General features: G+C 61.6%; 26 protein-coding genes. 7 read left to right on the top strand and 19 right to left on the bottom strand.

From position 1 onward, the window contains the following. The first annotated feature begins 2 nt into the window (after positions 1-2). Positions 3-179 (top strand): hypothetical protein, encoded by a 177-nt coding sequence (locus J7I86_RS12450; RefSeq protein WP_214820273.1) that lies wholly within the window; start codon positions 3-5, stop codon positions 177-179. Between the two features lie 91 nt (positions 180-270). Here the strand turns inward: J7I86_RS12450 and J7I86_RS12455 are convergent, their stop codons facing one another. Further along, complete coding sequence (locus J7I86_RS12455; protein WP_286179720.1) at positions 271-1,602, bottom strand: hypothetical protein; 1,332 nt, start codon at positions 1,600-1,602, stop codon at positions 271-273. 284 nt (positions 1,603-1,886) lie between these two features. On the opposite strand from J7I86_RS12455, the gene J7I86_RS12460 reads away from it, so the two are divergent. Continuing rightward, a complete protein-coding gene (locus tag J7I86_RS12460; RefSeq protein ID WP_214820718.1) occupies positions 1,887-2,366 on the top strand; it encodes an NUDIX domain-containing protein in 480 nt (159 codons plus the stop codon). Here J7I86_RS12460 and J7I86_RS12465 read toward each other — a convergent pair. After that, positions 2,361-3,140, bottom strand: a complete 780-nt coding sequence (locus J7I86_RS12465) for an SDR family NAD(P)-dependent oxidoreductase (protein WP_214820275.1) — start codon at positions 3,138-3,140, stop codon at positions 2,361-2,363. The genes J7I86_RS12460 and J7I86_RS12465 overlap by 6 nt on opposite strands. Positions 3,141-3,220: 80 nt before the next feature. Between J7I86_RS12465 and J7I86_RS12470 the strand changes: the two genes are divergently transcribed. Continuing rightward, complete coding sequence (locus J7I86_RS12470) at positions 3,221-3,820, top strand: TetR family transcriptional regulator (RefSeq protein WP_214820277.1); 600 nt, start codon at positions 3,221-3,223, stop codon at positions 3,818-3,820. Here J7I86_RS12470 and J7I86_RS12475 read toward each other — a convergent pair. Genes J7I86_RS12475 through J7I86_RS12485 form a run of 3 tightly spaced genes read right to left on the bottom strand, consistent with a single transcriptional unit; the run spans position 3,817 to position 5,293 of the window. Further along, on the bottom strand, positions 3,817-4,596 hold the full coding sequence (locus J7I86_RS12475) for an alpha/beta fold hydrolase (protein WP_214820279.1): 780 nt from the start codon (positions 4,594-4,596) through the stop codon (positions 3,817-3,819). The two genes, J7I86_RS12470 and J7I86_RS12475, sit on opposite strands and share 4 nt — an antisense overlap. Positions 4,597-4,650: 54 nt before the next feature. Continuing rightward, positions 4,651-4,842 (bottom strand): helix-turn-helix transcriptional regulator, encoded by a 192-nt coding sequence (locus tag J7I86_RS12480; protein ID WP_214820281.1) that lies wholly within the window; start codon positions 4,840-4,842, stop codon positions 4,651-4,653. Between the two features lie 13 nt (positions 4,843-4,855). Continuing rightward, positions 4,856-5,293, bottom strand: coding sequence for a hypothetical protein (locus tag J7I86_RS12485; protein ID WP_214820283.1), 438 nt, complete (start codon positions 5,291-5,293; stop codon positions 4,856-4,858). Between the two features lie 76 nt (positions 5,294-5,369). Between J7I86_RS12485 and J7I86_RS12490 the strand changes: the two genes are divergently transcribed. Beyond that, complete coding sequence (locus tag J7I86_RS12490; RefSeq protein WP_214820285.1) at positions 5,370-5,942, top strand: MOSC domain-containing protein; 573 nt, start codon at positions 5,370-5,372, stop codon at positions 5,940-5,942. Between the two features lie 60 nt (positions 5,943-6,002). After that, on the top strand, positions 6,003-6,704 hold the full coding sequence (locus J7I86_RS12495; RefSeq protein ID WP_214820287.1) for a hypothetical protein: 702 nt from the start codon (positions 6,003-6,005) through the stop codon (positions 6,702-6,704). 98 nt (positions 6,705-6,802) lie between these two features. Here J7I86_RS12495 and J7I86_RS12500 read toward each other — a convergent pair whose 3' ends face one another. Genes J7I86_RS12500 through J7I86_RS12510 form a run of 3 tightly spaced genes read right to left on the bottom strand, consistent with a single transcriptional unit; the run spans position 6,803 to position 11,998 of the window. Then, positions 6,803-8,245 carry a CCA tRNA nucleotidyltransferase gene (locus J7I86_RS12500; protein WP_214820289.1) on the bottom strand — a complete coding sequence of 481 codons (1,443 nt, stop codon included), beginning with the start codon at positions 8,243-8,245 and terminating at the stop codon, positions 6,803-6,805. A 49-nt stretch (positions 8,246-8,294) separates the two neighbouring features. After that, a complete protein-coding gene (locus tag J7I86_RS12505; RefSeq protein WP_286179722.1) occupies positions 8,295-10,268 on the bottom strand; it encodes an ABC transporter ATP-binding protein in 1,974 nt (657 codons plus the stop codon). Next, a complete protein-coding gene (locus J7I86_RS12510; RefSeq protein WP_214820291.1) occupies positions 10,265-11,998 on the bottom strand; it encodes an ABC transporter ATP-binding protein in 1,734 nt (577 codons plus the stop codon). Before J7I86_RS12510 ends, J7I86_RS12505 begins: the two co-directional genes overlap by 4 nt. 161 nt (positions 11,999-12,159) lie before the next feature. Here J7I86_RS12510 and J7I86_RS12515 point away from each other — a divergent pair, with 161 nt between their 5' ends. Continuing rightward, a complete protein-coding gene (locus J7I86_RS12515; protein ID WP_214820293.1) occupies positions 12,160-13,158 on the top strand; it encodes an aldo/keto reductase in 999 nt (332 codons plus the stop codon). Between the two features lie 73 nt (positions 13,159-13,231). Beyond that, positions 13,232-14,068: an alpha/beta fold hydrolase gene (locus J7I86_RS12520; protein WP_214820295.1), complete on the top strand. Its 837-nt coding sequence runs from the start codon at positions 13,232-13,234 to the stop codon at positions 14,066-14,068. A 4-nt stretch (positions 14,069-14,072) separates the two neighbouring features. Here the strand turns inward: J7I86_RS12520 and J7I86_RS12525 are convergent, their stop codons facing one another. The 11 genes from J7I86_RS12525 to J7I86_RS12575 all read right to left on the bottom strand — a co-directional run bounded on the left by J7I86_RS12525 (position 14,073) and on the right by J7I86_RS12575 (position 21,125). Next, positions 14,073-15,605, bottom strand: a complete 1,533-nt coding sequence (locus tag J7I86_RS12525; protein ID WP_214820297.1) for a CYTH and CHAD domain-containing protein — start codon at positions 15,603-15,605, stop codon at positions 14,073-14,075. A 133-nt stretch (positions 15,606-15,738) separates the two neighbouring features. After that, entirely contained in the window at positions 15,739-16,350 is a 612-nt protein-coding gene (locus J7I86_RS12530; RefSeq protein WP_214820298.1) for an SRPBCC family protein, read from the bottom strand. Between the two features lie 113 nt (positions 16,351-16,463). Next, positions 16,464-16,817, bottom strand: a complete 354-nt coding sequence (locus J7I86_RS12535; RefSeq protein WP_214820300.1) for a hypothetical protein — start codon at positions 16,815-16,817, stop codon at positions 16,464-16,466. A gap of 128 nt (positions 16,818-16,945) precedes the next feature. Then, positions 16,946-17,281 carry a PRC-barrel domain-containing protein gene (locus J7I86_RS12540; RefSeq protein ID WP_214820302.1) on the bottom strand — a complete coding sequence of 112 codons (336 nt, stop codon included), beginning with the start codon at positions 17,279-17,281 and terminating at the stop codon, positions 16,946-16,948. Continuing rightward, the gene (locus tag J7I86_RS12545; RefSeq protein ID WP_214820304.1) at positions 17,268-17,690 is read right to left on the bottom strand and encodes a hypothetical protein; all 423 of its coding nucleotides are present in this window, start codon (positions 17,688-17,690) and stop codon (positions 17,268-17,270) included. The genes J7I86_RS12540 and J7I86_RS12545 overlap by 14 nt, the downstream gene beginning before the upstream one ends. Then, positions 17,687-18,916 carry an NRAMP family divalent metal transporter gene (locus tag J7I86_RS12550; protein ID WP_214820307.1) on the bottom strand — a complete coding sequence of 410 codons (1,230 nt, stop codon included), beginning with the start codon at positions 18,914-18,916 and terminating at the stop codon, positions 17,687-17,689. Before J7I86_RS12550 ends, J7I86_RS12545 begins: the two co-directional genes overlap by 4 nt. Then, complete coding sequence (locus J7I86_RS12555) at positions 18,913-19,392, bottom strand: hypothetical protein (protein WP_214820309.1); 480 nt, start codon at positions 19,390-19,392, stop codon at positions 18,913-18,915. Before J7I86_RS12555 ends, J7I86_RS12550 begins: the two co-directional genes overlap by 4 nt. Beyond that, entirely contained in the window at positions 19,389-19,592 is a 204-nt protein-coding gene (locus J7I86_RS12560; protein ID WP_286179723.1) for a hypothetical protein, read from the bottom strand. The genes J7I86_RS12555 and J7I86_RS12560 overlap by 4 nt, the downstream gene beginning before the upstream one ends. Positions 19,593-19,710: 118 nt before the next feature. After that, a complete protein-coding gene (locus J7I86_RS12565; RefSeq protein WP_214820311.1) occupies positions 19,711-19,884 on the bottom strand; it encodes a hypothetical protein in 174 nt (57 codons plus the stop codon). 86 nt (positions 19,885-19,970) lie between these two features. After that, complete coding sequence (locus J7I86_RS12570; protein ID WP_018778776.1) at positions 19,971-20,129, bottom strand: hypothetical protein; 159 nt, start codon at positions 20,127-20,129, stop codon at positions 19,971-19,973. Positions 20,130-20,360: 231 nt separating this feature from the next. Beyond that, positions 20,361-21,125, bottom strand: coding sequence for an IclR family transcriptional regulator (locus J7I86_RS12575; RefSeq protein WP_214820313.1), 765 nt, complete (start codon positions 21,123-21,125; stop codon positions 20,361-20,363). Positions 21,126-21,147: the final 22 nt, after the last annotated feature.

Raw genomic sequence — 21,147 nt, forward strand, 5'->3', positions numbered from 1 at the left:
TCATGTACAACAACCCAGTAGCCCCAGTGACAGGGGCAGCAGCCGCCGGAGTGAGTTCCGGAACACTCGCATATTCCGGAGCAGGGGACCTCTTCTGGTTCGCACTGGCAGCCTTTGCCATGCTGGCACTCGGCCTCGCCATCAAGAGGATCGTGCCGGTCCGGGCACAGAAGGGCTAGGCCAGAAGGGCTAATCCAGTCGCCGTGCCCGCAGTTGTGTCGCTACCTCCAGCGCGACACAACTGCGGGTTTGGTGCATCCGTGCTACTGCCTACGGAACCAGTGCCGTGCTGGCCGAGTATTTGGCCATCGTGGTGTAGCCGGCCTTGGTACCGGTAACCCTCACACTCATGGCGTCAGCTTGGTCAGCGCTCACCAGCCTGTAACTCTTGGCTGTAGCACCGGCAATTGCCACACCGGACCGGTACCACTGATACGTCAAGGTGGTCCCGGACGTCCACGTCCCAGCGTTGGCTGTCAGCGTTGAACCCACTGCGAGCGTTCCCGTGATGGTGGGGGTTGGGGCCACCAAAGTCCCCGCCACCACTGTTGTGGTGGGAGCGGATTCCCGTGTAGCCGTGGCGTAACCTGCCTTGGTTCCCGTCACACGGACCGTCAAGGTAGCGCCCTGGTCCGCAGCGGCGAGGACCCGGGTGGCAGCGGTTGCGCCGGAAATTGCTGTGCCATTCCGGAACCACTGGTAGCTCAGGGCAGTTCCTGTGGTCCAGGTCCCCGGAGCTGCGGTAAGCGTTGAGCCAACAGCGGCCGTGCCTGAAGTGGTGGGCGTTGGTGCTGTGAGCTGCCCCTGATTTGCGGGAACGAAGGAAAAGTCCCGCATGGTCACAGTTTCAGGAGCAACATGCGCAGCATCCCCGCCACCACCGCCCGTCACCCAAAGGTTGAAGTGAATTTGCTCCTTGGCCGGAAGCGGGACAGTAGAGCCCTCCAGGACAGTTCGCTTCAGGAGAGTTCCGTCGAAGCCCTCACCTGCGAACGTCTCGAAAGTCAGCTTGCCCGGCTCCCACACCATCCTGTGGGTAAGGATCGGAGCATTGGTGACGTCAAAGGTGACAGTGTTGTTTCCCTGTCCCGGCGGCAACGTGGCGTCAAACCAATATCCATGACCTTGGGTCACCGGCCAATTTTCACCGTACGCGGCACCCCCGCCCCAAGCCGAGGCTTCACAAAGGTCAATTTCGGTATAGCCCGGCTCCGCGTTGGGGTCATACGTGAACAGGCAGCCCCACACCACTTCCTTCTGAAGGGCGCTGACGTCTTTTTCCACGGTGGTGCTGTAAGTTCCATACCCGAAACCTTCACGCGTGGACTGGAATTCAGCTCCCTTAGGAGCTGAGCCCGTGGGGTTGCTGATGGACAGCTTGACGTACCCGTCGGCATCCGGATTGCTGACATTATTGGCATCCCAACTCGCGTTAAACATGGGCGCCCCGCCCCAGAAGCGCTTCTGCCAGTTGAAACCTTTCCAGGCAAAGCTGCCCACCGGGCCAGGGTCCTCAACCATGGGCGTGGTATCCGCCGCATGTGATGGGCCGACTCCGGTGAACATCGATAAACCCACCGCTGCGATGACGGCCAAACCCATTGCTTTTCTTCCCCCGTGTGGAAGGAGCCTCACTGATAATGCCATAGCTGTTTCCTCCTGCTGATGCGCCCAGACCCCGTCAACGGCTGATGCCGGTGACCGCAACGGCGTTCCACCCCCGAGAAACGCCCGTCCTCGATTATCAAGTAGCCAAGGTCCAGCGGGAAGGGAAATGGACAGGCAAAATCGTCAAGACAACATCAATTGGATAACGGTGCCAACTCCACGAGTAGCCTTGACGTGTTCAAGAATTTAAAGCGCAACACCAAAACCCGGGAGGGCACATCACCATTCGCAGCGCCGGCATCCTCCTTCACCGGCGAAACACGGCCGGTCAATTGGAGCTTTGGATAGCCCACATGGGCGGACCCTTTTGGGCCCGCAAAGACGAACACGCCTGGTCCATACCCAAGGGAGAATTCCCTGAGGACGAGGACGCCTTAGTTGCCGCGCAACGGGAATTCACTGAAGAAATAGGCACTCCACCACCGGCGGCAGACTACCAACTATTGGGTGCTTTTAGGCAGCCCTCCGGCAAGCTGATCACTGCCTTCACAGCAGAAGCCAGTGACTTTCAGCCTCAAGAGATTGTTAGTAACACCTTTCCCATGGAATGGCCAAAGGGCTCGGGTGCCATCAAGGATTTCCCGGAGATCGACGACGCCCGGTGGTTTGAGGAAACCGTGGCCCGGACCAAGCTCGTCAAAGGACAACTGGCAATCGTCGATGCCCTGGTCCGGCACGTTGGTGAGAAAACCCTATAAGGCCGACCAGCCGCCGTCGGACGCAAGAACAGCACCGTTGACGTTGGTGCCGTCGTCGCTGAGCAAGAAGGTAATGGACGCAGCCAATTGCGCTGCGGTTGCGGGAGTGGGAACTGTTGCCTGCATCAGGGGCCCGAGTCGTTCGGCAGCGAGTTGTGATCCCCAATTAGCCACGATGTTGGTGATGGTGGGACCGGGTGCCACCGCATTGAACCGAAGACCCTTGGGCCCGTACATCACGGCAGAATTCTTGGTCAGGCCAACCACCGCATGCTTGGACGCCGTGTAAGCAGCACCGGCAGCCGAACCACGCAGGCCAGCTTCCGAAGCGACGTTGACTACTGATCCGGATCCGGCCTCCAGCATGAGCGGCACCACTGCGCGGGTCAGCCGCATAAGCGCCGTGACGTTGATGCGGAAAACGCGCTCCCAGAGCTCGTCGTCAACCTCGTGAATGGGCGCAAAGTTGTCCATGATGCCGGCAACGTTGGCCAGGGCGTCCACGCGTCCGTTCGCAGCCGCCAGGACAGCGGCCACCGTTTCTTCCGTGGAAATGTCACCAGCCACCGGAATTAGGTCAAGGCCGGCATTCTCCTCCACAAGAGCGTCCAGCCGCTCCTTGCTGATGTCTGCCGCAATGACTTTGCCACCCTCCTTCGCAATCCGTAAAGCGGTAGCCTGCCCGATACCCGAGGCCGCGCCCGTCACGATGATGGTCTTGCCAGCGAAACGGCCGGAGGTAGTGGCCTCCTGCCATGAAGCGTCGTTGCCCATGATGTCCTTCCGAAGATTGCCGAGTGGTTCACCCAGCTTATGACACTCTGTGTCATTATGTAAGAGTGAATACTGGAGGAATGACCTCGGAAGATGCCAGACCCCCGCGTGCCAGCGGCCGACCCGCCACCATTGACCCCGACGCCGTGGCCGGACTGGCCCTGGGCCTCTTCGCTGAGCACGGCTACGAGAACACCTCCATGGAGGACATCGCACGGGCCGCCGGAATCGGGCGCAAGAGCCTCTACCGCTATTTCGCCAGCAAAGCCGACCTCGTGTGGGGCGGGAGCGAGCCGGTCGTGGAGGCATCAACGCTCGCCTTCGGCTCCTTTCACCAGCCAGGAAAGTCCGACGGCGGCGTGCTGGCCGGGTTGCGTGAGGCAGCGATCGCCGGGGTTGCTGCCATCCCGGACCTGTCCGTCACCCGCGGCAGACTCCGCTTGATTGCCGAGCACCCCGAACTGACCAGCCGGAGCTACGAATCCTTGGCATCGCAACGCGAAAGGGCCCTGGCGTTTCTCGTCGAGGGCGGCCTTTCCGATTCGGCGGCACGCTACCTGAGCGCCGCCTACCTCGCCACGACCTTTGAGGCCTGGATGCAGTGGGCTACTGGCTCGGAACCGGATCCGCTGCCGTACCTGCTGGGCGCACTCGAGGTGTTACAGGTTCCCGCGCGTTAGCTGCTCTTCCGGGCGATGAATTGGCGGATCCATCCAACCGTCTCAGGATGGTCCAAGTGCAGCCCGTGCCCCGCTCCGGGCACACGCACCAGCACCGAGCCACGAATGTACTCGCGCAGGAGGAGCGCATTAGGCAAGGGCGTCAACGCATCTTCAGTGCCGTGGAGGATCAGCGTGGGGGCTTGGATGGAGCCGAGATCATTCCAGGCGTCGTGCTCGCGGCTGGCCTTGAAGTGCCGTGCTTTGGCCCACGCCGACGCCCGGGAGTTGAAGAAGGCGTGCGTTGCTTCGGGGTTGTTCCGTGCCCATTCGGCGTCGAAGAAGAGCGGTTCAAGCCGGGACACATCACCACTGACCAAGCTATCCAGGGCTGCTTTATCCGGCTGCGTTCCCGGCTCCGGCCGTCTCCCGCCACTCGTGGCTGCGAGGATCAGGGTGCAGACTTTCTGCGGGTAGTCGATGGCCAACCACTGGCCGATCCGTCCGCCCATCGAGTGACCGTACACGTGTGCCAAATCCACTCCGGCGGCTTCAAGAACAGCTACAGCGTCTTGAGCGAGGAATTGTGTGGTGTAGCGGCCCGCTTCGCCCTTCCCACTCCGCCCGATCCCCCGGTGATCGAAGCGGATGACCCGGTAATAGCGGGACAGAAGCTCCGCCGTCGGACCCCAACCGTCCATGGATGTTGCCTGTCCGGCGATCAACAGCATTGGCTCGCCTTCGCCTTCCGACGTCCAGGCGAGTTCGGTGCCGTCGGCAGCCTCAGCAAAGTTCACCGTGCCACCGTATCCGGACGGCGCTCAAAGCGCTGCGGCGTGGAACACAACGCGTCACTCAGGGGTGAAAATATCCTCGATGGCGCAGTCGAATGTGCGCGCAATGAGGAACGCCAACGGCAGCGAAGGATCAAACTTCTCCCGTTCGATGGAAATGATTGTCTGCCGGGAAACGCCGACTGCGGCCGCCAGGTCTGCCTGCGTCCAGCTGCGTCCGGAACGACGCTCCGCGAGGTTGTTCTTCACTTCAGTGGCGTCTTTACTTCAGTGCGCGGTGGCGAACGGCTACGTATCGCAGCCCGGCGTCAACCGCGCTCAACGCAACAAGGCCGAGAAGGATCGGAAGTGCGTCGACTTCCAAACGCCCGATTGCCAGCACCAGCGACGCCACCACAATGACAACCAGGACGTCCAGAAACGCCCCGGCACCCGCTTGACGCATCCACTGCAACTCCACACTCTGCTCGCCATGAGCGTCAAGGGTGACGGTGTGATTGGATACGAAGACCTTGGCCCCGAGCGACATCGCCGGATAGGCGGCGCACAGTGCGCCGATCGACGCAGCAAGCCAGAAGTCATTCGGATTTGTTGCTCCTACCAGCACGGAAACCACAATCGTCAGGATGGCAGCGAGGATGATCGCCAAGACGTAGTGGTGGGCGGGAGCCCGCCTCGATGTAAAGGAAGCTTTACTCATGCTGAAAGTAAAGCACCCTTTACTTTGACCGGCAATAGTTACTGCTAACTTCGCGAGCCGGGGCTAGCGTTGAGGCATGACACCTTCCTACAGGTACGACGTCGAGGTGCTGCACCTTTTGGTGTCGCCGGCCCACGCCTACTTTGGCCGCGCGCGTGAAGGGGCGGCAGACGTCCCCACCACCGACGCCGAACAAGTGGAATTAGTGGCTGGCAAAGGCATTGTTGGCGACAGGTTCTTCGGCAAGGCCGCACACATGGATGCCGCGGTGACATTGTTCGCAGTGGAGGCTCTCGAGTCCATCGCAGTTGAGCTCGGCGCCGGGCCCTTCGATCCGCTGCTGACCCGGCGGAACGTCACCCTTCGGGGAGTAGAGCTGGCTCCCTTGCTTGGCCATGAATTCACAATTGAGTCCGGTGGTGACGAGGTGCGATTGAAGGCGGGACGTCCGGCCCACCCCTGCGCTTGGATGGACGAAATGCTTGCTCCAGGCGCCCACAAAGCAATGCGCGGGCGTGGTGGCATCCGATGCCAGGTGGTTGCCGGGGGCTTGCTGCATCGTGGGCCGGCAGTGTTGGTCAGTCCGGTTCCGCTCGATCCCACCAAGGCCGGGAACGCCAACGTGCTCCGGCCATCGCGATTGCCGTGACTTCACACTCGACTTATAAGGAGCCTGTCTTTCGGCGGGTTGTCCGCATAGGGTAAATCTGTGAAGAGATTGAGCAACAGCGTCCAAGCCTTCGCGGGCGCAGTTTTCGCTGCGGTGTTCCAGGCCATCAAAGTGGTTCGCCCCGATAGGCCCAACCACCCGGAAGGGGTTCATCTTGTAGGAGTCCTTGAGAGAGACGGGCTGCCGCCCCGGGCTTCGGGAATCCCCTGGCTGGACACTGCCGGGACCAATCCGGTGGACGCGCGGCTCTCGCGCTCCCTAGGACTGCCGGGCTCTTTCCCGGACATCATCGGCCTGGCCGTGCGCTTCACAGAGCAGGGAAAAATGTGCGACATGCTCCTCGCGACCACCGGACCTACAGGACTTGGACGCTTTATCCTCAAGCTCCGACGGGACGCCGCGTCAGCAGTTTTCTCCACGATGATGCCCTACAAATCAGAGAGTGGCCCGGTGTTGATAGCCGCACGGACAATCGATGGACCGGCCCAGTTGCCGGCCGAGCCCCGATCCTTTAGCTCTCATCTCGGACAGCATGAGTGGACCCTCGAACTCCATTTCGCCAGTCCCTTGGGACCATGGACCAGGTTTGGAACGTTGACGCTCACCCTTGCGGACGCTCATGGGAGCGACACTTCCGAACGATTTGATCCGGTACTCAATCCTCTTCCAACAGCTGGGACGTATGGCTGGACCAGGCGCCTACGGGAACCTTCATACGCTGTGGCCCGGCGTCGCGACTAGAGCCCTCCCTTCCAGCCCTTCTTTGAGCCGGCAGCACCGCGAAATCAACCCAAGCTAGTTGCAGACCGGCGGACCGGCGTCGGAAGATGGGCCAGAAGCTACAGCTTCTGCTCCGCTTCAGCCTCGAATTCGTCCAGCCGTCTCACTGCCTCGGTTACAACGGCGCCCTTGTTGGCATGAAGCCACGCCGCTGCACCTTCCTGGTCGCTGAACAGACCGTCGTCCTGCGCGTCTCGACTCTGCTCAATCACGAACTGCCACAGCCGTCCACGCGGAATGTCCGTCGCAGCCAACGCGGAACCTTTCAGCAAAGTGGTGCCCATGATCCTCTCTTTGCCTAGCCGCTCGGCCTTGGAGAGCCAGGTCGGCAGGTGATTGACGCCCTGCCGGGCCCCGACCCCGCGGCCTGCTTTGTCGGCCTCCACCAGCCGCGCCCAGTCCTCCAGTGAAGGTCCGCCATTGGCGTGATCCAAGCGCCGAATCAGCCTGCGGACCGCCGAGTCACTGATAATTCCCTGGTGCCCTTCCGGTGAGTGGCACATGTGCTCCCGGATCAGCGGCAGGATTTTGTCTTCGTAACGGCCGGGTGCTCCGATCCGGCGCAGGAAAGTCAGCGCGGGCCCCACCCCGGTTATGTTGTGTCCGTTGGAGGTAATCCTGCCGTTCGCGTCAATGATGGTGGATACTGCTTTGCCAAGGTCGTGAGTAACGGCAGCCAGAACCAAGGTTGCTGTTTCGTGGGCATCCAGCCGATCACGCCGGGCGATGCGGGCTGCTTGGTCCCCCGCCAATCCGAGGTGTACGCTCACGTCGCCCTCGGGGTGCCATTCCGGATCCTGCGGGACTCCCCTGGTGGCAGCCAACTCGGGGAAGTGTTCCTCCCAGCCGGAAATGAACAGTGTCTCCAATGCCTTGGAGATGAAAGTGCCTTTGGAGGCCAACTTGTAGAACTCACCCCAGATCCGGGCCTTGGGCAGGTCCGCAAAAGCTGGGGCCAGGGTGCGGCACAGCCGCGCTGTCGCCGGGACTAGTTCAAACCCAAAACGACCACTGAACTGCATGGCCCGCAGCACTCTCAGCGGGTCATCACCAAACGATGTGCTGGTGTGGCGGAGTAGGCCCGCGGTCAGGTCACGTTGTCCCCCAAACGGGTCCACGACTTCCCCGCTGCTGTCATCCCAGCCCATGGCGTTGATGGTGAAATCCCGGCGGGCAAAAGCCTCGGTCTCGGACCCCTGGCGAGGTAGGGACACATCGAAGACTTGGCCACCCACGGTTGCGGAGACGATCCCGAAATGCTGCCCCACTTCCATGACGTGACCAGGCAATGCAGCCGCCACCTGAGCAGTGGTCAGCCCACAGACCTCAATATCGATGTCCTTCGAATCCACCATCACACCGCGGGCACGGGAGAGCAACGCGTCCCGGACCGAACCGCCAACAATCAGTGGACGGCCGCCCGCAACGCGCAAGCAGTCGAGAACCCGGCGGGCTTCGGGGCTGAGCTCAATGAGATCGGAAATGGTTGTGATGGTCTTCAAGTCCTAACAACTCACAGTGACGGACAACGGAAGACTGCCCACAATAAATCTAGGGCTCAAAAGCCGCAGGCGCCGCGAACTGTGCCTCGTACAGCCGCGAGTAAGCCCCACCCGTTGCCAGGAGCTCCGAGTGCGTCCCCTGCTCCACAATCTGCCCGGCCTCCATCACCAAGATGAGATCGGCGTCCCGGATGGTGGACAACCGGTGGGCGATGACGAAGCTGGTCCGGTCCGAGCGCAGGGCATTCATGGCGTTCTGGACCAACACTTCGGTTCGAGTGTCCACTGAGCTGGTGGCTTCATCAAGGATCAGCACCGAGGGACGGGACAGGAAGGCCCTGGCTATAGTGAGCAGCTGCTTCTCGCCCGCCGAGACGTTGCCGCCTTCGTCGTCCAGTAAGGTGTCATACCCCTCGGGCAGCGACTTCACGAACCGATCCACGTAGGTGGCCTGCGCCGCCTCCATGATCTCGGCCTCGGAAGCCGTGGGGCGACCGTAAGCGATGTTGTCACGGATGGTCCCGCCGAAGAGCCAAGTGTCCTGGAGGACCATGCCCATGCGGGACCGAAGTTCCTGCCGTGAGAGCGAGGCGATGTCCACGCCGTCGAGCGTTATGCGTCCGGAGTCCAGCTCGTAGAACCGCATCATGAGGTTCACCAAGGTGGTCTTGCCTGCTCCTGTCGGCCCCACAATGGCAATGCTCTGCCCCGGTTCAGCTACCAAACTGAGGTCCGTGATGAGCGACTTGTCCGGCGAGTAGCGGAAGGACACGTTCTCAAACACAAGACGGCCGCGCGCCGGACCGGACTGGGGAACAGGTGCAGGCTCAATGGACTCTTCGTCCTCATCCAAGAGATCGAACACCCGTTCCGCCGAGGCTACGCCGGATTGCAGCATGTTGGCCATGGACCCCAGCTGAGCCAAGGGCATGGTGAACTGCCGTGAGTACTGGATGAAGGCCTGGACATCGCCCAGCTGCATGGAACCGGAGGCCACCTGCAGACCACCCACCACGGCGATTCCCACATACACCAGGTTCCCTATGAAAGTCATGGCCGGCATGATCAGGCCGCTCACGAACTGTGCCCCGAAACTCGCCTGATACAGCTCGCCGTTCTTCGCGCGGAACTTTTCCTGAACCTCGTTCTGCCGCCCAAAAACCTTCACCAAAGCGTGCCCGGTGTAAGTTTCCTCAATCTGGCCATTGAGCTCCCCCGTGTTTTTCCACTGCGCCACGAACATTTTCTGGGATCGTTTGGCGATCAGCAGCGTGGTTCCCAGCGTCAAGGGAATGGTCACCAAGGCAATCAGGGCCAGCAGTGGCGAGAGTAGGAACATCATCACCAGCACACCCAGCACCGTCAGCAGGGACGAGACCACTTGGCTGATGGATTGCTGCAGGCTTTGGGAGATGTTGTCCACGTCATTGGTCACCCTGCTGAGCAGCTCGCCGCGTTGGATGGAGTCGAAATAGCGGAGGGGCAGGCGGTGGATTTTCGCTTCGATCCGCTCGCGGAGGCGGTAAACGGTCCGCTGCACGACGCCGTTGAGCACGTACGCCTGCATCCAACCGAACGCTGAGGCCAGGACATACAGGGCCAATGCCCACAGCAGTACAGAGGCCAGCGCGGTGAAGTCGATTCCGACGCCGGGCGTGAGGCTCATGGCGCTCAGCATGTCGGCCTTGCTGTTCTCGCCTGAGGCGCGCAGACCGGCGATCACCCCGGCTTTGGAGGCGCCGGCGGGAAGCTGCTTTGAGACGACGCCGGCGAAGATCAGGTTGGTGCCTTCGCCAAGCAGCCTCGGCCCGATGACGGACAGGGCAACACTCACCACGGCGAAAATCAGCACCAGCGTCAGCCAGAACCGCTCCGGCCGCAAGGTTCCCAACAACCGCCGCGCTGAGCCCGAGAAGTTGGAAGCTTTCTCGGCAGGAATGTTCATCCCGGCAAAAGGACCACCGCGGCCGGGACCCATGGCTGGCCGCTGAGGACCACGGGGACCGGCTGACACTGCGCTCATGCCGCCTCCTCCGCCGCGAGCTGGGAGGACACGATTTCCCTGTACGTTTCGGATGTCTCCAGCAACTCATCGTGAGTTCCGCGCCCAACGATCCTGCGGTCGTCGAGCACTAATATCTGGTCCGCGTCCGCGATGCTTGAGACGCGCTGGGCAACGATCACCAGCGTGGCGCTGTTGGTGTGGCGTTTGAGAGCCTGCCGGAGACGGGCATCGGTGGCGGTGTCCAGGGACGAGAAGGAGTCGTCGAAGATGTAGAGCTCCGGCTGCTTCACCAGCGCCCGGGCAATCGCGAGCCGTTGCCGCTGGCCGCCCGAAACGTTGGTGCCGCCTTGCGAAATGACCGCATCCAGCCCGCCCTCCATTTCCTCCACAAAGTCCCGGGCTTGGGCCACTGACAGCGCCTGCCACAGCTCGTCCTCAGTGGCGTCCGGCTTGCCGTAGTGAAGGTTGCTGCGCACCGTCCCGGAGAACAGGTACGGCCGCTGCGGCACCAGACCTATATGACCCCAGAGCAGGTCCGGGTGCAGCTCACGGACGTCTACGCCGTCCATCAGAACTGACCCGGACGTGGCGTCGAACAGCCGGGGCATGAGGTTGACGAGCGTGGTTTTACCGGCGCCCGTACTGCCGATGATCGCGGTGGTCTCCCCCGCCCGGGCGGTAAACGAAAGCCCGCTCAGCACCGGCTGCTCGGCACCCGGGTAGGCGAATCCGACGTCGCGCATTTCCAGTTCGCCACGGCGGACGCCGCCCGTGACAGGGTTGGACGGCGGCTGGACACTGGATTCGGTCTCCAGGACCTCGCCGATCCGGTCGGCGGAAACGGATGCGCGCGGAATCATCACGGCCATGAACGTGGCCATCATGACCGACATGAGAATCTGCATGAGGTAGCTCAGGAACGCGATCAGGGTGCCCACCTGCATGGAGCCGTCCTCAATCCTGAAGGACCCGAACCAGATCACCGCCACGGAGGAAACGTTCATGACCAACATGACCGCAGGGAACATGAGCGCCATCAGCCTGCCGGCTCGGAGCGCAACGTCAGTGACGTCGTCGTTCGCTTTCGCGAAACGGGCGGCTTCCATGTCCTCCCGGACGAACGCCCGCACCACGCGGATACCGGTGAGCTGCTCTCGGAGGACCCGGTTCACGGCGTCGATCCGGACCTGCATCTTGCGGAAGAGCGGCACCATGCGCGTGACAATCAGCCCGACCGCCACCAGCAGCACCGGCACGCATACCGCAATCAGCCAGGATAGTTGCGCGTCCTGCCGCACTGCCATGATGACCCCGCCGATGCTCAGCATGGGAGCCGCGACCATGAGCGTGCAGGACATGAGGACCAGCTGCTGGACCTGCTGAACGTCGTTGGTGGAGCGGGTGATGAGGGACGGCGCCCCGAACCTGGTGACCTCCTGCTCGGAGAATTCCCCCACCCTGCTGAAAATCGCGTCGCGGAGGTCACGGCCCATCCCCATGGCGGCCTTCGCGCCGAAGTACACGGCCACCACAGCGCACGCGATCTGCAGCAAAGTAATGAGCAGCATGAGCCCGCCTATGCGCAGGATGTAGTCCGTATCGCCGGCGGCAACACCGTTATCGATGATGTCGGCGTTCAGCGTGGGAAGGTACAGGGAGGCGATGGACTGCGCCAGTTGGAAGACGACGACGGCGATCAGCAGCCGCTGATGCGGCCGCAGGAAACGAACAAGAACCTTCCACAGCATGGGGTCTCCGAGCCAAAGCGTTGTGAACCGAAGGCCAGTTTACGTCTGGTTGCTGTGGGCAACTAGAGGGACGTGAGGGGTAATGTCAGGGACTCCCTCGGCCTGCCGTGGCCCCATAACGTCGAAGTAGCCATCTGCCCGCAAAGCATAGGAGAACAACCATGGAAAAGCGCACACTCGGCACCGGCGGCCTGGAGGTTTCCGCTCTTGGCATGGGATGCATGAGCATGACCGGCGGTTACAGCGAACGGCCGGACCGTGAGGACATGATCTCGCTCATCCGCACGGGCGTTGAGCGGGGTGTGACCTTCTTTGACACAGCCGAGATCTACGGACCCTATGCCAATGAGGAACTCGTCGGCGAAGCTCTTGCCCCGTTCAAGGACCAGGTAGTCATTGCCACCAAGTTCGGCTGGGACATTGACCCCGCAGCGCGGAAGCCAAGCGGCAAAGTCACCAGCCGTCCCGAGGTCATCAAGGAAGTAGTCGAAGGATCACTGAAGCGGCTGGGGGTTGACTCTCTGGACCTTTACTACCAGCACCGCGTTGACCCGGACGTCCCCATCGAGGACGTGACAGGTGCCGTCAAGGACCTCGTCGAAGCTGGAAAGGTGAAGCACTTCGGCCTGTCCGAGGCAGCCGCAGGGACCATCCGGCGAGCCCATGCGGTCCTCCCTGTGGCTGCCGTCCAAAGTGAGTACTCGCTGTGGTGGCGTCGTCCGGAGGAAGAAGTCCTGGGCGTCTGCGAAGAACTTGGAATCGGCTTTGTTCCCTTCAGCCCACTGGGCAAAGGCTTCCTGACCGGCACCATCAACGCTTCCACCAGCTTCGAATCCGGCAACGATATCCGCAGCACCATCCCCCGATTCACCCCGGAGGCCATGCAGAACAACCAGGCCGTAGTGGACCTGCTCGCCGGAATCGCTGAACGAAAAGGCGCGACGCCGGGCCAAATCGCCTTGGCATGGTTGCTGGCACAAAAGCCGTGGATCGTGCCGATTCCCGGAACTCGGAAACTGCACCGCCTCGAAGAAAACCTGGCCGCAGCCGACGTCGAACTTTCACCTGCTGAGCTGCACGAGATTGAGGCAGCCGCGTCGAAGATCACTGTGGAGGGCGGCCGCTATAACGAAGCGGGCGAGCGGATGACCAATCTGTAGAACCGGGCGGGTGTCTGCCCCGGACAGTAGGCTGGAAACGTTCGTGTTGAACCGCATCGAAGGGACTTGAGTTTTGGCTTACATTACCGTCGGAAACGAAAACAGCACTGAGATCGAGCTTTACTACGAGGACCACGGGACCGGCCAGGCAGTGGTCCTGATTCACGGCTACCCCTTGGATGGGTCCTCCTGGGAGAAGCAGACTGCCGCACTGCTCGACGCCGGATACCGTGTCATCACCTACGATCGCCGCGGGTTCGGCAAGTCCAGCCAGCCCACTGAGGGCTACGACTACGACACGTTCGCCGCTGACTTGAAGACCGTGCTGGACACGCTGGACCTAAACGATGCCGTCTTGGTGGGCTTCTCCATGGGTACCGGTGAAGCTGCGCGTTACATCAGCACTTACGGTTCGGCCCGCGTTGCCAAGGCCGTGTTCCTCGGTTCGTTGGAGCCTTTCATGCTGAAAACCGACGACAATCCCGACGGCGTCCCGCAGGACGTCTTCGATGGCCTCGCCGCGTCCGTGAAGGCGGACCGGTACGCCTTCTTCACCGAATTCTTCAAGAACTTCTACAACACCGACACCTTCCTTGGCACCGAGCGTCTCAGCCAGGAATCCGTGGACGCCAGCTGGAACCTCGCCAGCAAGTCCGGTGCTTTCGCCTCCATAGCCGCCCAGCCCACGTGGCTGACGGACTTCCGTGCCGACATTCCCAAGATTGACGTCCCGGCACTGATTGTTCACGGCACGGCTGACAACATCCTGCCGATCGACGCCACTGGACGGCGATTCAAGGACGCCTTGCCCAGCGCCGAATACTTGGAGATCGACGGCGCACCGCACGGCCTGCTCTGGACTCACGGCGCAGAGATCAACGAGGCCCTGCTGGCGTTCCTCAAGAAGTAGATCCCTATTTCTTAAGGCGAAGCTTCCGCGCCTTATTGCCCTTCCGGAGGTACTTTTCCAGCGTCGCGTCAGCGGCGGTGCGTTCCATCGCATGGAGCACTCCATACGTGAAAGCACCGTTGCTGATGCCTGGCGCGGAACCCAGCTTCAGCAGTTCTGCGCGGGCCATGACGCTGTCCTGGTGGTCGCCGAGGATCGATTGAATCCTGTGGGCGGCATCCCCCAGTTTCACCGCACGTTTGCCGTGAATGGCTTCCACCGCCGCTGCGGCAAAGCGTAGCTTTTTGGCGGCCTTCCGGACTTCGTGGAATGCCTTGTCACGTTCAGGCCCGACGGCGGCACCCACCGCTGCGTCGTGTCGTTTGCAGAGCCTTTTGCCGGCTTTGTTGACGAGCTTTGCGGTGCTCTTCTTTGCCTCCGCGGAACCCTTTGATGTTAGCGGTGGGTCCTCAAGGAAGGTCTCCAGGTTGTCCAGCAACGTGAAGTAGCGGGGGCTGTTCAATCGGTTCCTCACGGCTGCCATCGCATTAGTGGCCCTCAGGGTCATACGTTCTTCCAGCTCGTCCCCGAGCTGACCCAGGACCAGCTTCCCCGGCAGTTCATCAAGGCTGACCTTGAGCCGTTCGTGCAAGACCTCCACATCCCGGTACCGGCCCAGGGTCTTGGCCAACGATTTCAGCTCCCGTTCCAGATCCTTCACAGCGTCCGGTTCGAAAAGCGCCCTATAACCGTGCAGCACGGCCCGGATCCGGCGGATTTGGGACCTCATTTGATGGACTGAATCGTCACGGGCAAGGCGTACGTGAGAGTCCTGGAGGAGCATCTCGGCCACTTGCTCGTCCACATAATGGAGCACGGGAACCGCTGCTGGCCCGTCGCCGCTGGGCTCTTCACGCTCCGTCCGTTTCGAAGCGGGCCATGCATCGCCCAATGCTGTAGCCAGCTTGGAGGTGCGCTCGCTCGGCTTTGCTCCGGCATCCGAGAGTTGCTTGGTTAATGAACTCAGCATGGCGTCGTCCGCATCGTCTGCTTCATCGGGCGCAGCCAACTCCACCTCCCACTCCCGCCAGGTCAGCTCGCGCGGTTCGCCGAGCATTGACCGGGCGCGAACGTGATCATCCACGAAATCGGCCACCCGGCGACCGTCGTTGCCGTACAAGGAGTAGCTGGTACGTTCCGTGTTCAGCGTCGCGACGGCAGCCACTGCATGGCCCCGGGTGTAGGCGATCACGCGGTCCATGAGTTCAACAGGGACAGTGTCCGCAGAACCCAAGGGTGCTTGGATCTCCGTTCTCCTTCCCGCACTGTGCGGGAGCTTCAGGTGCCAACCGGCGTCCGGCCCACCGGTGCGGCGGCGGAGCGTAATCCCGCGGGCGCCGAGGGCCAGGTGCCGTGTATCAAAGTAAATGGCTTCAAGGCTGTGGCTCGCCGGTTCACCCACTTTTCCGATGCCCTCCAACTGTTCCAGGGCCGGTAGTTGGGTGGACGCATCGGCGTCGAATTTCTGTTCAACTTCCACAGTGCCGAGGGGTGCCATGGCCGCGGAACTCCTATCTTTCGGGGGTGCCGCGAGGGCCGGCCCTTTTCAGTGGCCGGCCCTCGTTGGAGCTACTCCATTGCTTATATCTCCAGTGTGAGTCAGTTCAAGGCCTCACGCCAGAGAACCCCAGCTAGAGGCCTGGTGCGCGGGGCTGCGGCGGTTCTGCCGGCCCTTCATTGGCCGCGGGCGCGGAAACGTCCGCCGCAGGTGCGGAGAGGTCCGGATCCGCCGGCGGGAACTCGGCTGTTGCTACTCCACTGCCAAAAGTCTCACCCGTGTCATCAACATCTCCCCCGGACACCGTGCCGCGCCAAGAACCCGTTTCATGGCCCTGAGCTTCGATGAACTTCTTGAACTTGTCCAGATCTGCGCCAACCCTCAGGCTGTCCGCGCCAAGGGCTGAGCCCGCCTTTTCAGCGAAGCCTTCGGGTTCCCACACGATCTCAACGTTCACCCGCGTCCGCCCGGCGTCCAGGGGTTCGAAGCTCACGGTGCCTCCGTTGCGGGGACCATCCACGCTGGCCCAACTCACCAAGGAGTCCGGGACCTGCTCGATGATCTGCGCGTTGTACTCGCGCTTCACCCCGCCCACGTTGGTTGAAAAGTGAAGGCCCGTTTCGTCAATCTGTTCTACGGCCTCCACTCCATTCATGAACTGGGGGAAGGTCTCGAACTGTGTCCACTGGTTGTAGGCGACAGATACGGGGACATCTACTTCGATTGACTTATTGACCGTAGCCATAGGTTGCTCCTTCGATCGCGTCTCGGGTGCTCATGCTGTACTGCTGGTGGCGCGCCAGCCAGCTGGCTGCTTAACCAGTGGCGCGCCTGTCTAAAGCGCGCCAGCCAAAGCTCTTAGCCGGCGTCGAAACTTTCTTCGTCATCGTCGTTGGGGGACTCTTCCTGGGGGAGGTCGTTGCCGCTGCCGTCCGGCAGGCTATCGTCATTGCCGTCAGGCAGCGAGGACTGCTCGGCGTGGGCCTGCTCTTCGGTCCCGCCGAATCGGCCCGCACCGGGCTCACCCGCACTATCTGAATCCTCCGGATTCAGGTGGCTGAGGTTTGGCGCGCCAGTGCCCTCTCCGAGGGAGGCCTCATCGATGTCTTCTTCCACGCGGGGCTGTGCCTGGCCTCCGCCGGCTTCCTGCTCCGCGGTAGGAGTGCCGTAGCCTCCCACTTCCTCTTCCGGTGTGGCATTCTGCTTGTCCATGTGAACTGTCCTTTCCCTGAGCGGTGGAACGTGTTAATGGAACACTTCGAACCTATAAGGCTCCTTGGTGGCATGTCCATGCCTTTGACGATAATAGTCAGCAAACTTAGTAAAAGGCCATTCGGGGTCTAGAATGCCAGCGTGGACTCGTAGGCTGTGAACCCCGGACGCAGCACCACTTCCCGCGGACCTATAACTGCGATGTCCTCCCATAACACCAGAAACGATCCCCTGTGCCGCCAGCGAAGCAGCTGGGCCACCGGCCAAGGCTGCGTTATCCCGCGACGTTCGTACCCCAGAAAAGACGAAGCCGTGCGGGGGCTTACAACGATTCCCACCATCCTCGCCTTACTCAGGAGCTGGCCCGGTGAAGCATCCACCGCGAAGCGGACATCCGAGACCTCCCCGAGCCGCTGCCCACTGTTGTCCACCACATCACTGCCCAGCACGTCAGTGAGGATCATGACGACCTCCCGGAATCCGCGGGATGACATGGTGACGCAACCAGCGTTCCACCCATGAGGCATCAAGCGAGTCGGAACGTACTCCCAACTTCACCACGGTGTCCACTCCGGCCACCACGCTCCATGGAATGCGGATCAACCTGCTCGACGGCGGCCTGCCGCCAAAGATGCGCGTCCCCAACACCGGCCCGGTCAGCAACGCCGAAATGACTGGCGCCTCGGCGCCTTCGGGAATCCGCTCATCAGGTTCGGGACCGCTCAACTCGACGTCATCCACCGTGCTGACGGGGACGCCGTCGACGTCCAACATCTGCCGGTCCAATAAGTGCAACTGGGCATCAAGCACCAGACCCGCCGGCCGCGGGGCTGGCCGGATCTTGAGTGGATGGATGCGCTTGGCTTTGCTCATGCGCCAGCTCCCGTGGCAATCATGAGGGGAATGGCGGCGAGCGAGGCAACCAGGATGATGACCAAGTACACCAGACCCGCAACATTTACAGCCCGGCCGTTCACGTGCTTTCCCATGTACTGGGGATCGTTCGCAACAATCAGGATGGGCAAATAGGTCAGCGGCAGGGCTATGGCTGAGAAGACCACGGAGTACTCGGTTACCAGGATGGGATCGACTCCCGTTGCCAGAACGGCCACACCGGCCAACAAAACCACCATCATGGCCACATGGAATCGGGAAGCGGCCGCAGGGCGGCGGAACTTGCCCCACGGCCATCCGAAAAACTGGGCCAAGGTGTAGCCGCTGGAAAGAGTGGTTTCCAAGGCCGCCCCGAAGGTCGCCGCCACGATGCCCAAGATCAGGACAGCCAGCGCAAGCTGGCCGCCTGCCTGCGCCACGGGTAGCACCACTTCCGACAGTGTGGTGACGCTGATGCCAGCCGGCAGAAGCACGACGGCGGCGCAAGCGGCGATCGCGATGGACAGGAAACCTCCCAGCGGGAAACCCATGAGGACGTTGATCCGTGACTGGACCAGATCCTTGACCTTCCAGCCTTCTTCAACCGCACCCGAGGAAAAGAAAAACACCTCATATGGCGTCATGGCAGCTCCGAACAGTGCGATCGCGTAATACCAATAGGCGCCGACACTCTCCTCGCCAGAGACAGATGGAGTGAACGCTTGGCCCGCCAAGGCACCCCAATCCGGCTTCAACAGGAAGAGTGCAACGGCAAAGACAACCAAGGACAGGCCTACGAGCCCGGTGACGTTTTCCATGATGCTGAACTTCACGCGCCAGATCACCAGCCACACTGCCAGCAGTGCGAAGGGAACCCAGAGCATATAGGACACGCCGCTGGCCAGTTGGAGGGCCAAGGCGATGCCGCCTATTTCTGCTGTGACTGTCATGAGGTTGATCAGGAAGGACGCACCCAGGTTGGCCAGTCCGGCTCGTGGTCCCATCCGCTCACGGATCACCTCGAAAGTAGCCCGGCCCGACACTGCTGCTACCCGGCCCGACATATTGGCGAAGAGGCAGATACCTAGGACGCCGATCACCACCACCCATGCCAGCGACAACCCGAACCGTGAGCCCACCACGGCATTTGTCACCAGGTCCCCGATGTCAACAAAGCCCCCGATCGCGGTCAGGATGCCCAGTGCAACACCGAGGAGCCGTTTCACTGAATGCCGGCCTTGGTCATGAGGGAGTCCAGTTGGTCTGTGGCCGTTCGCAGCTCTGCCTGCACTGTAGCCAACCTGGCCTGCCCATCGCTGGAGGCCGCAGGCTCCCCGGAAGACGCCGTCAGGACATCACGGGCGTGAAGGAGCGCGCGGGAAATGGCGGAAAAGGACGCAAGCACGTCATTCCGCAGTGTGCGTTCTTCTTGCGTGGGTGCGTCGAATCCGTGGATCTTGTCCGTGGCGGCTTCCACCTCGCCGAGCATGTCATCGGCCGCGGTGGATGCCGCTGACGCCGTCGTGCTGTCCGTCATCCTGAGGTCCACCGCAAGGCTGGCAGCGCGCACCGCGGAAGAAACCTCCTTGGCGGGTCCTTCCAAAGTGTCCGCCGAGGGGCGCGGCGAACATCCGCTGACCAAGCCTGCGATCACCGCCAACAAAGCAAGGACAACGGCCAGGCTTCGCGAGGATTTACTCATGACGGTTGCGGGATCTCACAGCCACCTTGAGGATCCATGCCCGTGTAATTCAGCGGGCCGGCCACAATATTCAACGCAATGGTGGCGAACTGTGAACACTGCGCAGGGGGAGCAGTAAAGTATCCCCGCTGACCGGCAGCAATGGCTCCGATAATGAGCCACACCACCACGAACAACCCGATGATTGAACCGATTCGCATTCATTTCCCAAACGCTAAAGACAATCCGGCAATTAGCGGGCAAACCTTGGATCATGGTTTGCCAAGAGAGCGCGGCCGCGGACTGGATATCTCCTGTTCGCGGCCGCGCTGGTGCCGATCAATCCGTGGGATTGGTTTCGGTAGTCAGACCACGCGAGTCCGCGGTCTCCTCGTCCTTTTCTTCTGCCGGTCCAGGCGGACTGGCCGATTCGCTGGGACCGGCATCGACGGCGTCGTCCGGACTTTCCGACGATGCATCACCTACAGGCACCTGGCTACTTGAATCGGGCATTCCAGGGTCCCTTGGAATGGGATGACCGGGCGTGGTAGTCCCATCGCGAACCTGGGTAAAACCGGCAACCTCGCTTGGGTCTGTTGTCATACGCGCGACCGGCCTCGGCCCACTACCCAGCCAATCAGGGCCAGCACCAGCAGGATGATTCCCACCCACAGCAGGAAGCTGAGAGCCTGATTGAATCCGCCTACCAGGAGCAAGATGATCGCGATTACACCGGCGATTATTAATAGTGTGTTCATTGAGCTACGCATCCCTTTCAATAACTGTTGTCTATTCAGGAAGGCGTCCGCTGGTACTCCATTTCTGAAGCGCCACCCATGCCAACGGGCACCGATCAGGGAATTTCTCCCCTATATCGCTTACGTACCCCCACGGAATTAGTTCAAACGGACCCTTGGCCCGTGAGGGGTACGTACATAGCATCATGATAGGCGTGCATTACGCCGGAACGAAGTAGCTGGACAGGAAACTTAGTACCCCTTTGTGGAGAACGCTCCCAGAGCCCGGCTGATCTCCAAAGCGGTCCCCGCCGCTGCCTCGCCGTACTCCTGATACTTAGCGGGCACGATTCTGCTTGACGGCCCGGAAATGGAGATTGAACCTGCCGCGACACCGCCCGAGCCCAGCAAGGGAACACCAATTGAGGTGATTCCCGTACTGAGGCCTTGCTCATTGATGGAGTATCCCCTGGCCCTGGTGTCTGCGATCATCGCCTGAAGCCGGGCAGGGTCTACTACGGTCTGGGGAGTCAGCGCTTCGAGCGGTCCGGCAAGATAGTCATCCACGAAAGCCTCGTCGGCTGCCGAAAGATAGGCCATTCCCGTGGAGGAAGCGTGCATGGGAAGCCGCGAACCCAGGGGCAGGAACGCCCGCAGCACGTGCGGGGTATCCAGGCGCTCAATGATCAGCATGTAGCCGCGGTCCGGCACAGCCAAGTGAACGGTCTCGGTGGTGTCCAACTGCAACGCGTTCAGTGGGCCCATGGCGGCGTCACGGATGACCGAACCGCTGCTTCCCCGGCTTGCAACAGCAAATGCGTGGTTGGTCAGGACCCACTTTCCGGCCTGAGCCTCGGACTGTGCCACCCACCCCAGTTCCCCCAGCGTCCTGAGCATGCGCAGAACCGTCGCCTTGGGTACATCCACCTCGCGGCTCAGCTCAGACAAGCCCGCCGGCTGGTTGTCCGAGACCGCCTCCAACACACGAATCGCTGTGACCACGCTCTGCGTACTCATCCACACTCCCGCTTGACCGACT

Origin of the sequence: Arthrobacter sp. ISL-95 (genome assembly GCF_018613695.1) — a bacterium.
GTDB lineage: Bacteria > Actinomycetota > Actinomycetes > Actinomycetales > Micrococcaceae > Arthrobacter.

Excerpts from the sequence above, each read along its gene's own strand:
- J7I86_RS12455 (WP_286179720.1), bottom strand. The coding sequence starts at position 1,602 with ATGGGTTTGGCCGTCATCGCAGCGGTGGGTTTATCGATGTTCACCGGA.
- J7I86_RS12555 (WP_214820309.1), bottom strand. The coding sequence starts at position 19,392 with ATGAGTAAATCCTCGCGAAGCCTGGCCGTTGTCCTTGCTTTGTTGGCG.
- J7I86_RS12560 (WP_286179723.1), bottom strand. The coding sequence starts at position 19,592 with ATGCGAATCGGTTCAATCATCGGGTTGTTCGTGGTGGTGTGGCTCATT.
- J7I86_RS12575 (WP_214820313.1), bottom strand. The coding sequence starts at position 21,125 with ATGAGTACGCAGAGCGTGGTCACAGCGATTCGTGTGTTGGAGGCGGTC.
- J7I86_RS12570 (WP_018778776.1), bottom strand. The coding sequence starts at position 20,129 with ATGAACACACTATTAATAATCGCCGGTGTAATCGCGATCATCTTGCTC.
- J7I86_RS12510 (WP_214820291.1), bottom strand. The coding sequence starts at position 11,998 with ATGCTGTGGAAGGTTCTTGTTCGTTTCCTGCGGCCGCATCAGCGGCTG.
- J7I86_RS12525 (WP_214820297.1), bottom strand. The coding sequence starts at position 15,605 with ATGGCACCCCTCGGCACTGTGGAAGTTGAACAGAAATTCGACGCCGAT.
- J7I86_RS12490 (WP_214820285.1), top strand. The coding sequence starts at position 5,370 with ATGACACCTTCCTACAGGTACGACGTCGAGGTGCTGCACCTTTTGGTG.
- J7I86_RS12565 (WP_214820311.1), bottom strand. The coding sequence starts at position 19,884 with ATGCCCGATTCAAGTAGCCAGGTGCCTGTAGGTGATGCATCGTCGGAA.
- J7I86_RS12535 (WP_214820300.1), bottom strand. The coding sequence starts at position 16,817 with ATGGACAAGCAGAATGCCACACCGGAAGAGGAAGTGGGAGGCTACGGC.
- J7I86_RS12470 (WP_214820277.1), top strand. The coding sequence starts at position 3,221 with ATGACCTCGGAAGATGCCAGACCCCCGCGTGCCAGCGGCCGACCCGCC.
- J7I86_RS12465 (WP_214820275.1), bottom strand. The coding sequence starts at position 3,140 with ATGGGCAACGACGCTTCATGGCAGGAGGCCACTACCTCCGGCCGTTTC.
- J7I86_RS12515 (WP_214820293.1), top strand. The coding sequence starts at position 12,160 with ATGGAAAAGCGCACACTCGGCACCGGCGGCCTGGAGGTTTCCGCTCTT.
- J7I86_RS12485 (WP_214820283.1), bottom strand. The coding sequence starts at position 5,293 with ATGAGTAAAGCTTCCTTTACATCGAGGCGGGCTCCCGCCCACCACTAC.
- J7I86_RS12545 (WP_214820304.1), bottom strand. The coding sequence starts at position 17,690 with ATGAGCAAAGCCAAGCGCATCCATCCACTCAAGATCCGGCCAGCCCCG.
- J7I86_RS12450 (WP_214820273.1), top strand. The coding sequence starts at position 3 with ATGTACAACAACCCAGTAGCCCCAGTGACAGGGGCAGCAGCCGCCGGA.
- J7I86_RS12530 (WP_214820298.1), bottom strand. The coding sequence starts at position 16,350 with ATGGCTACGGTCAATAAGTCAATCGAAGTAGATGTCCCCGTATCTGTC.
- J7I86_RS12505 (WP_286179722.1), bottom strand. The coding sequence starts at position 10,268 with ATGAGCGCAGTGTCAGCCGGTCCCCGTGGTCCTCAGCGGCCAGCCATG.
- J7I86_RS12540 (WP_214820302.1), bottom strand. The coding sequence starts at position 17,281 with ATGATCCTCACTGACGTGCTGGGCAGTGATGTGGTGGACAACAGTGGG.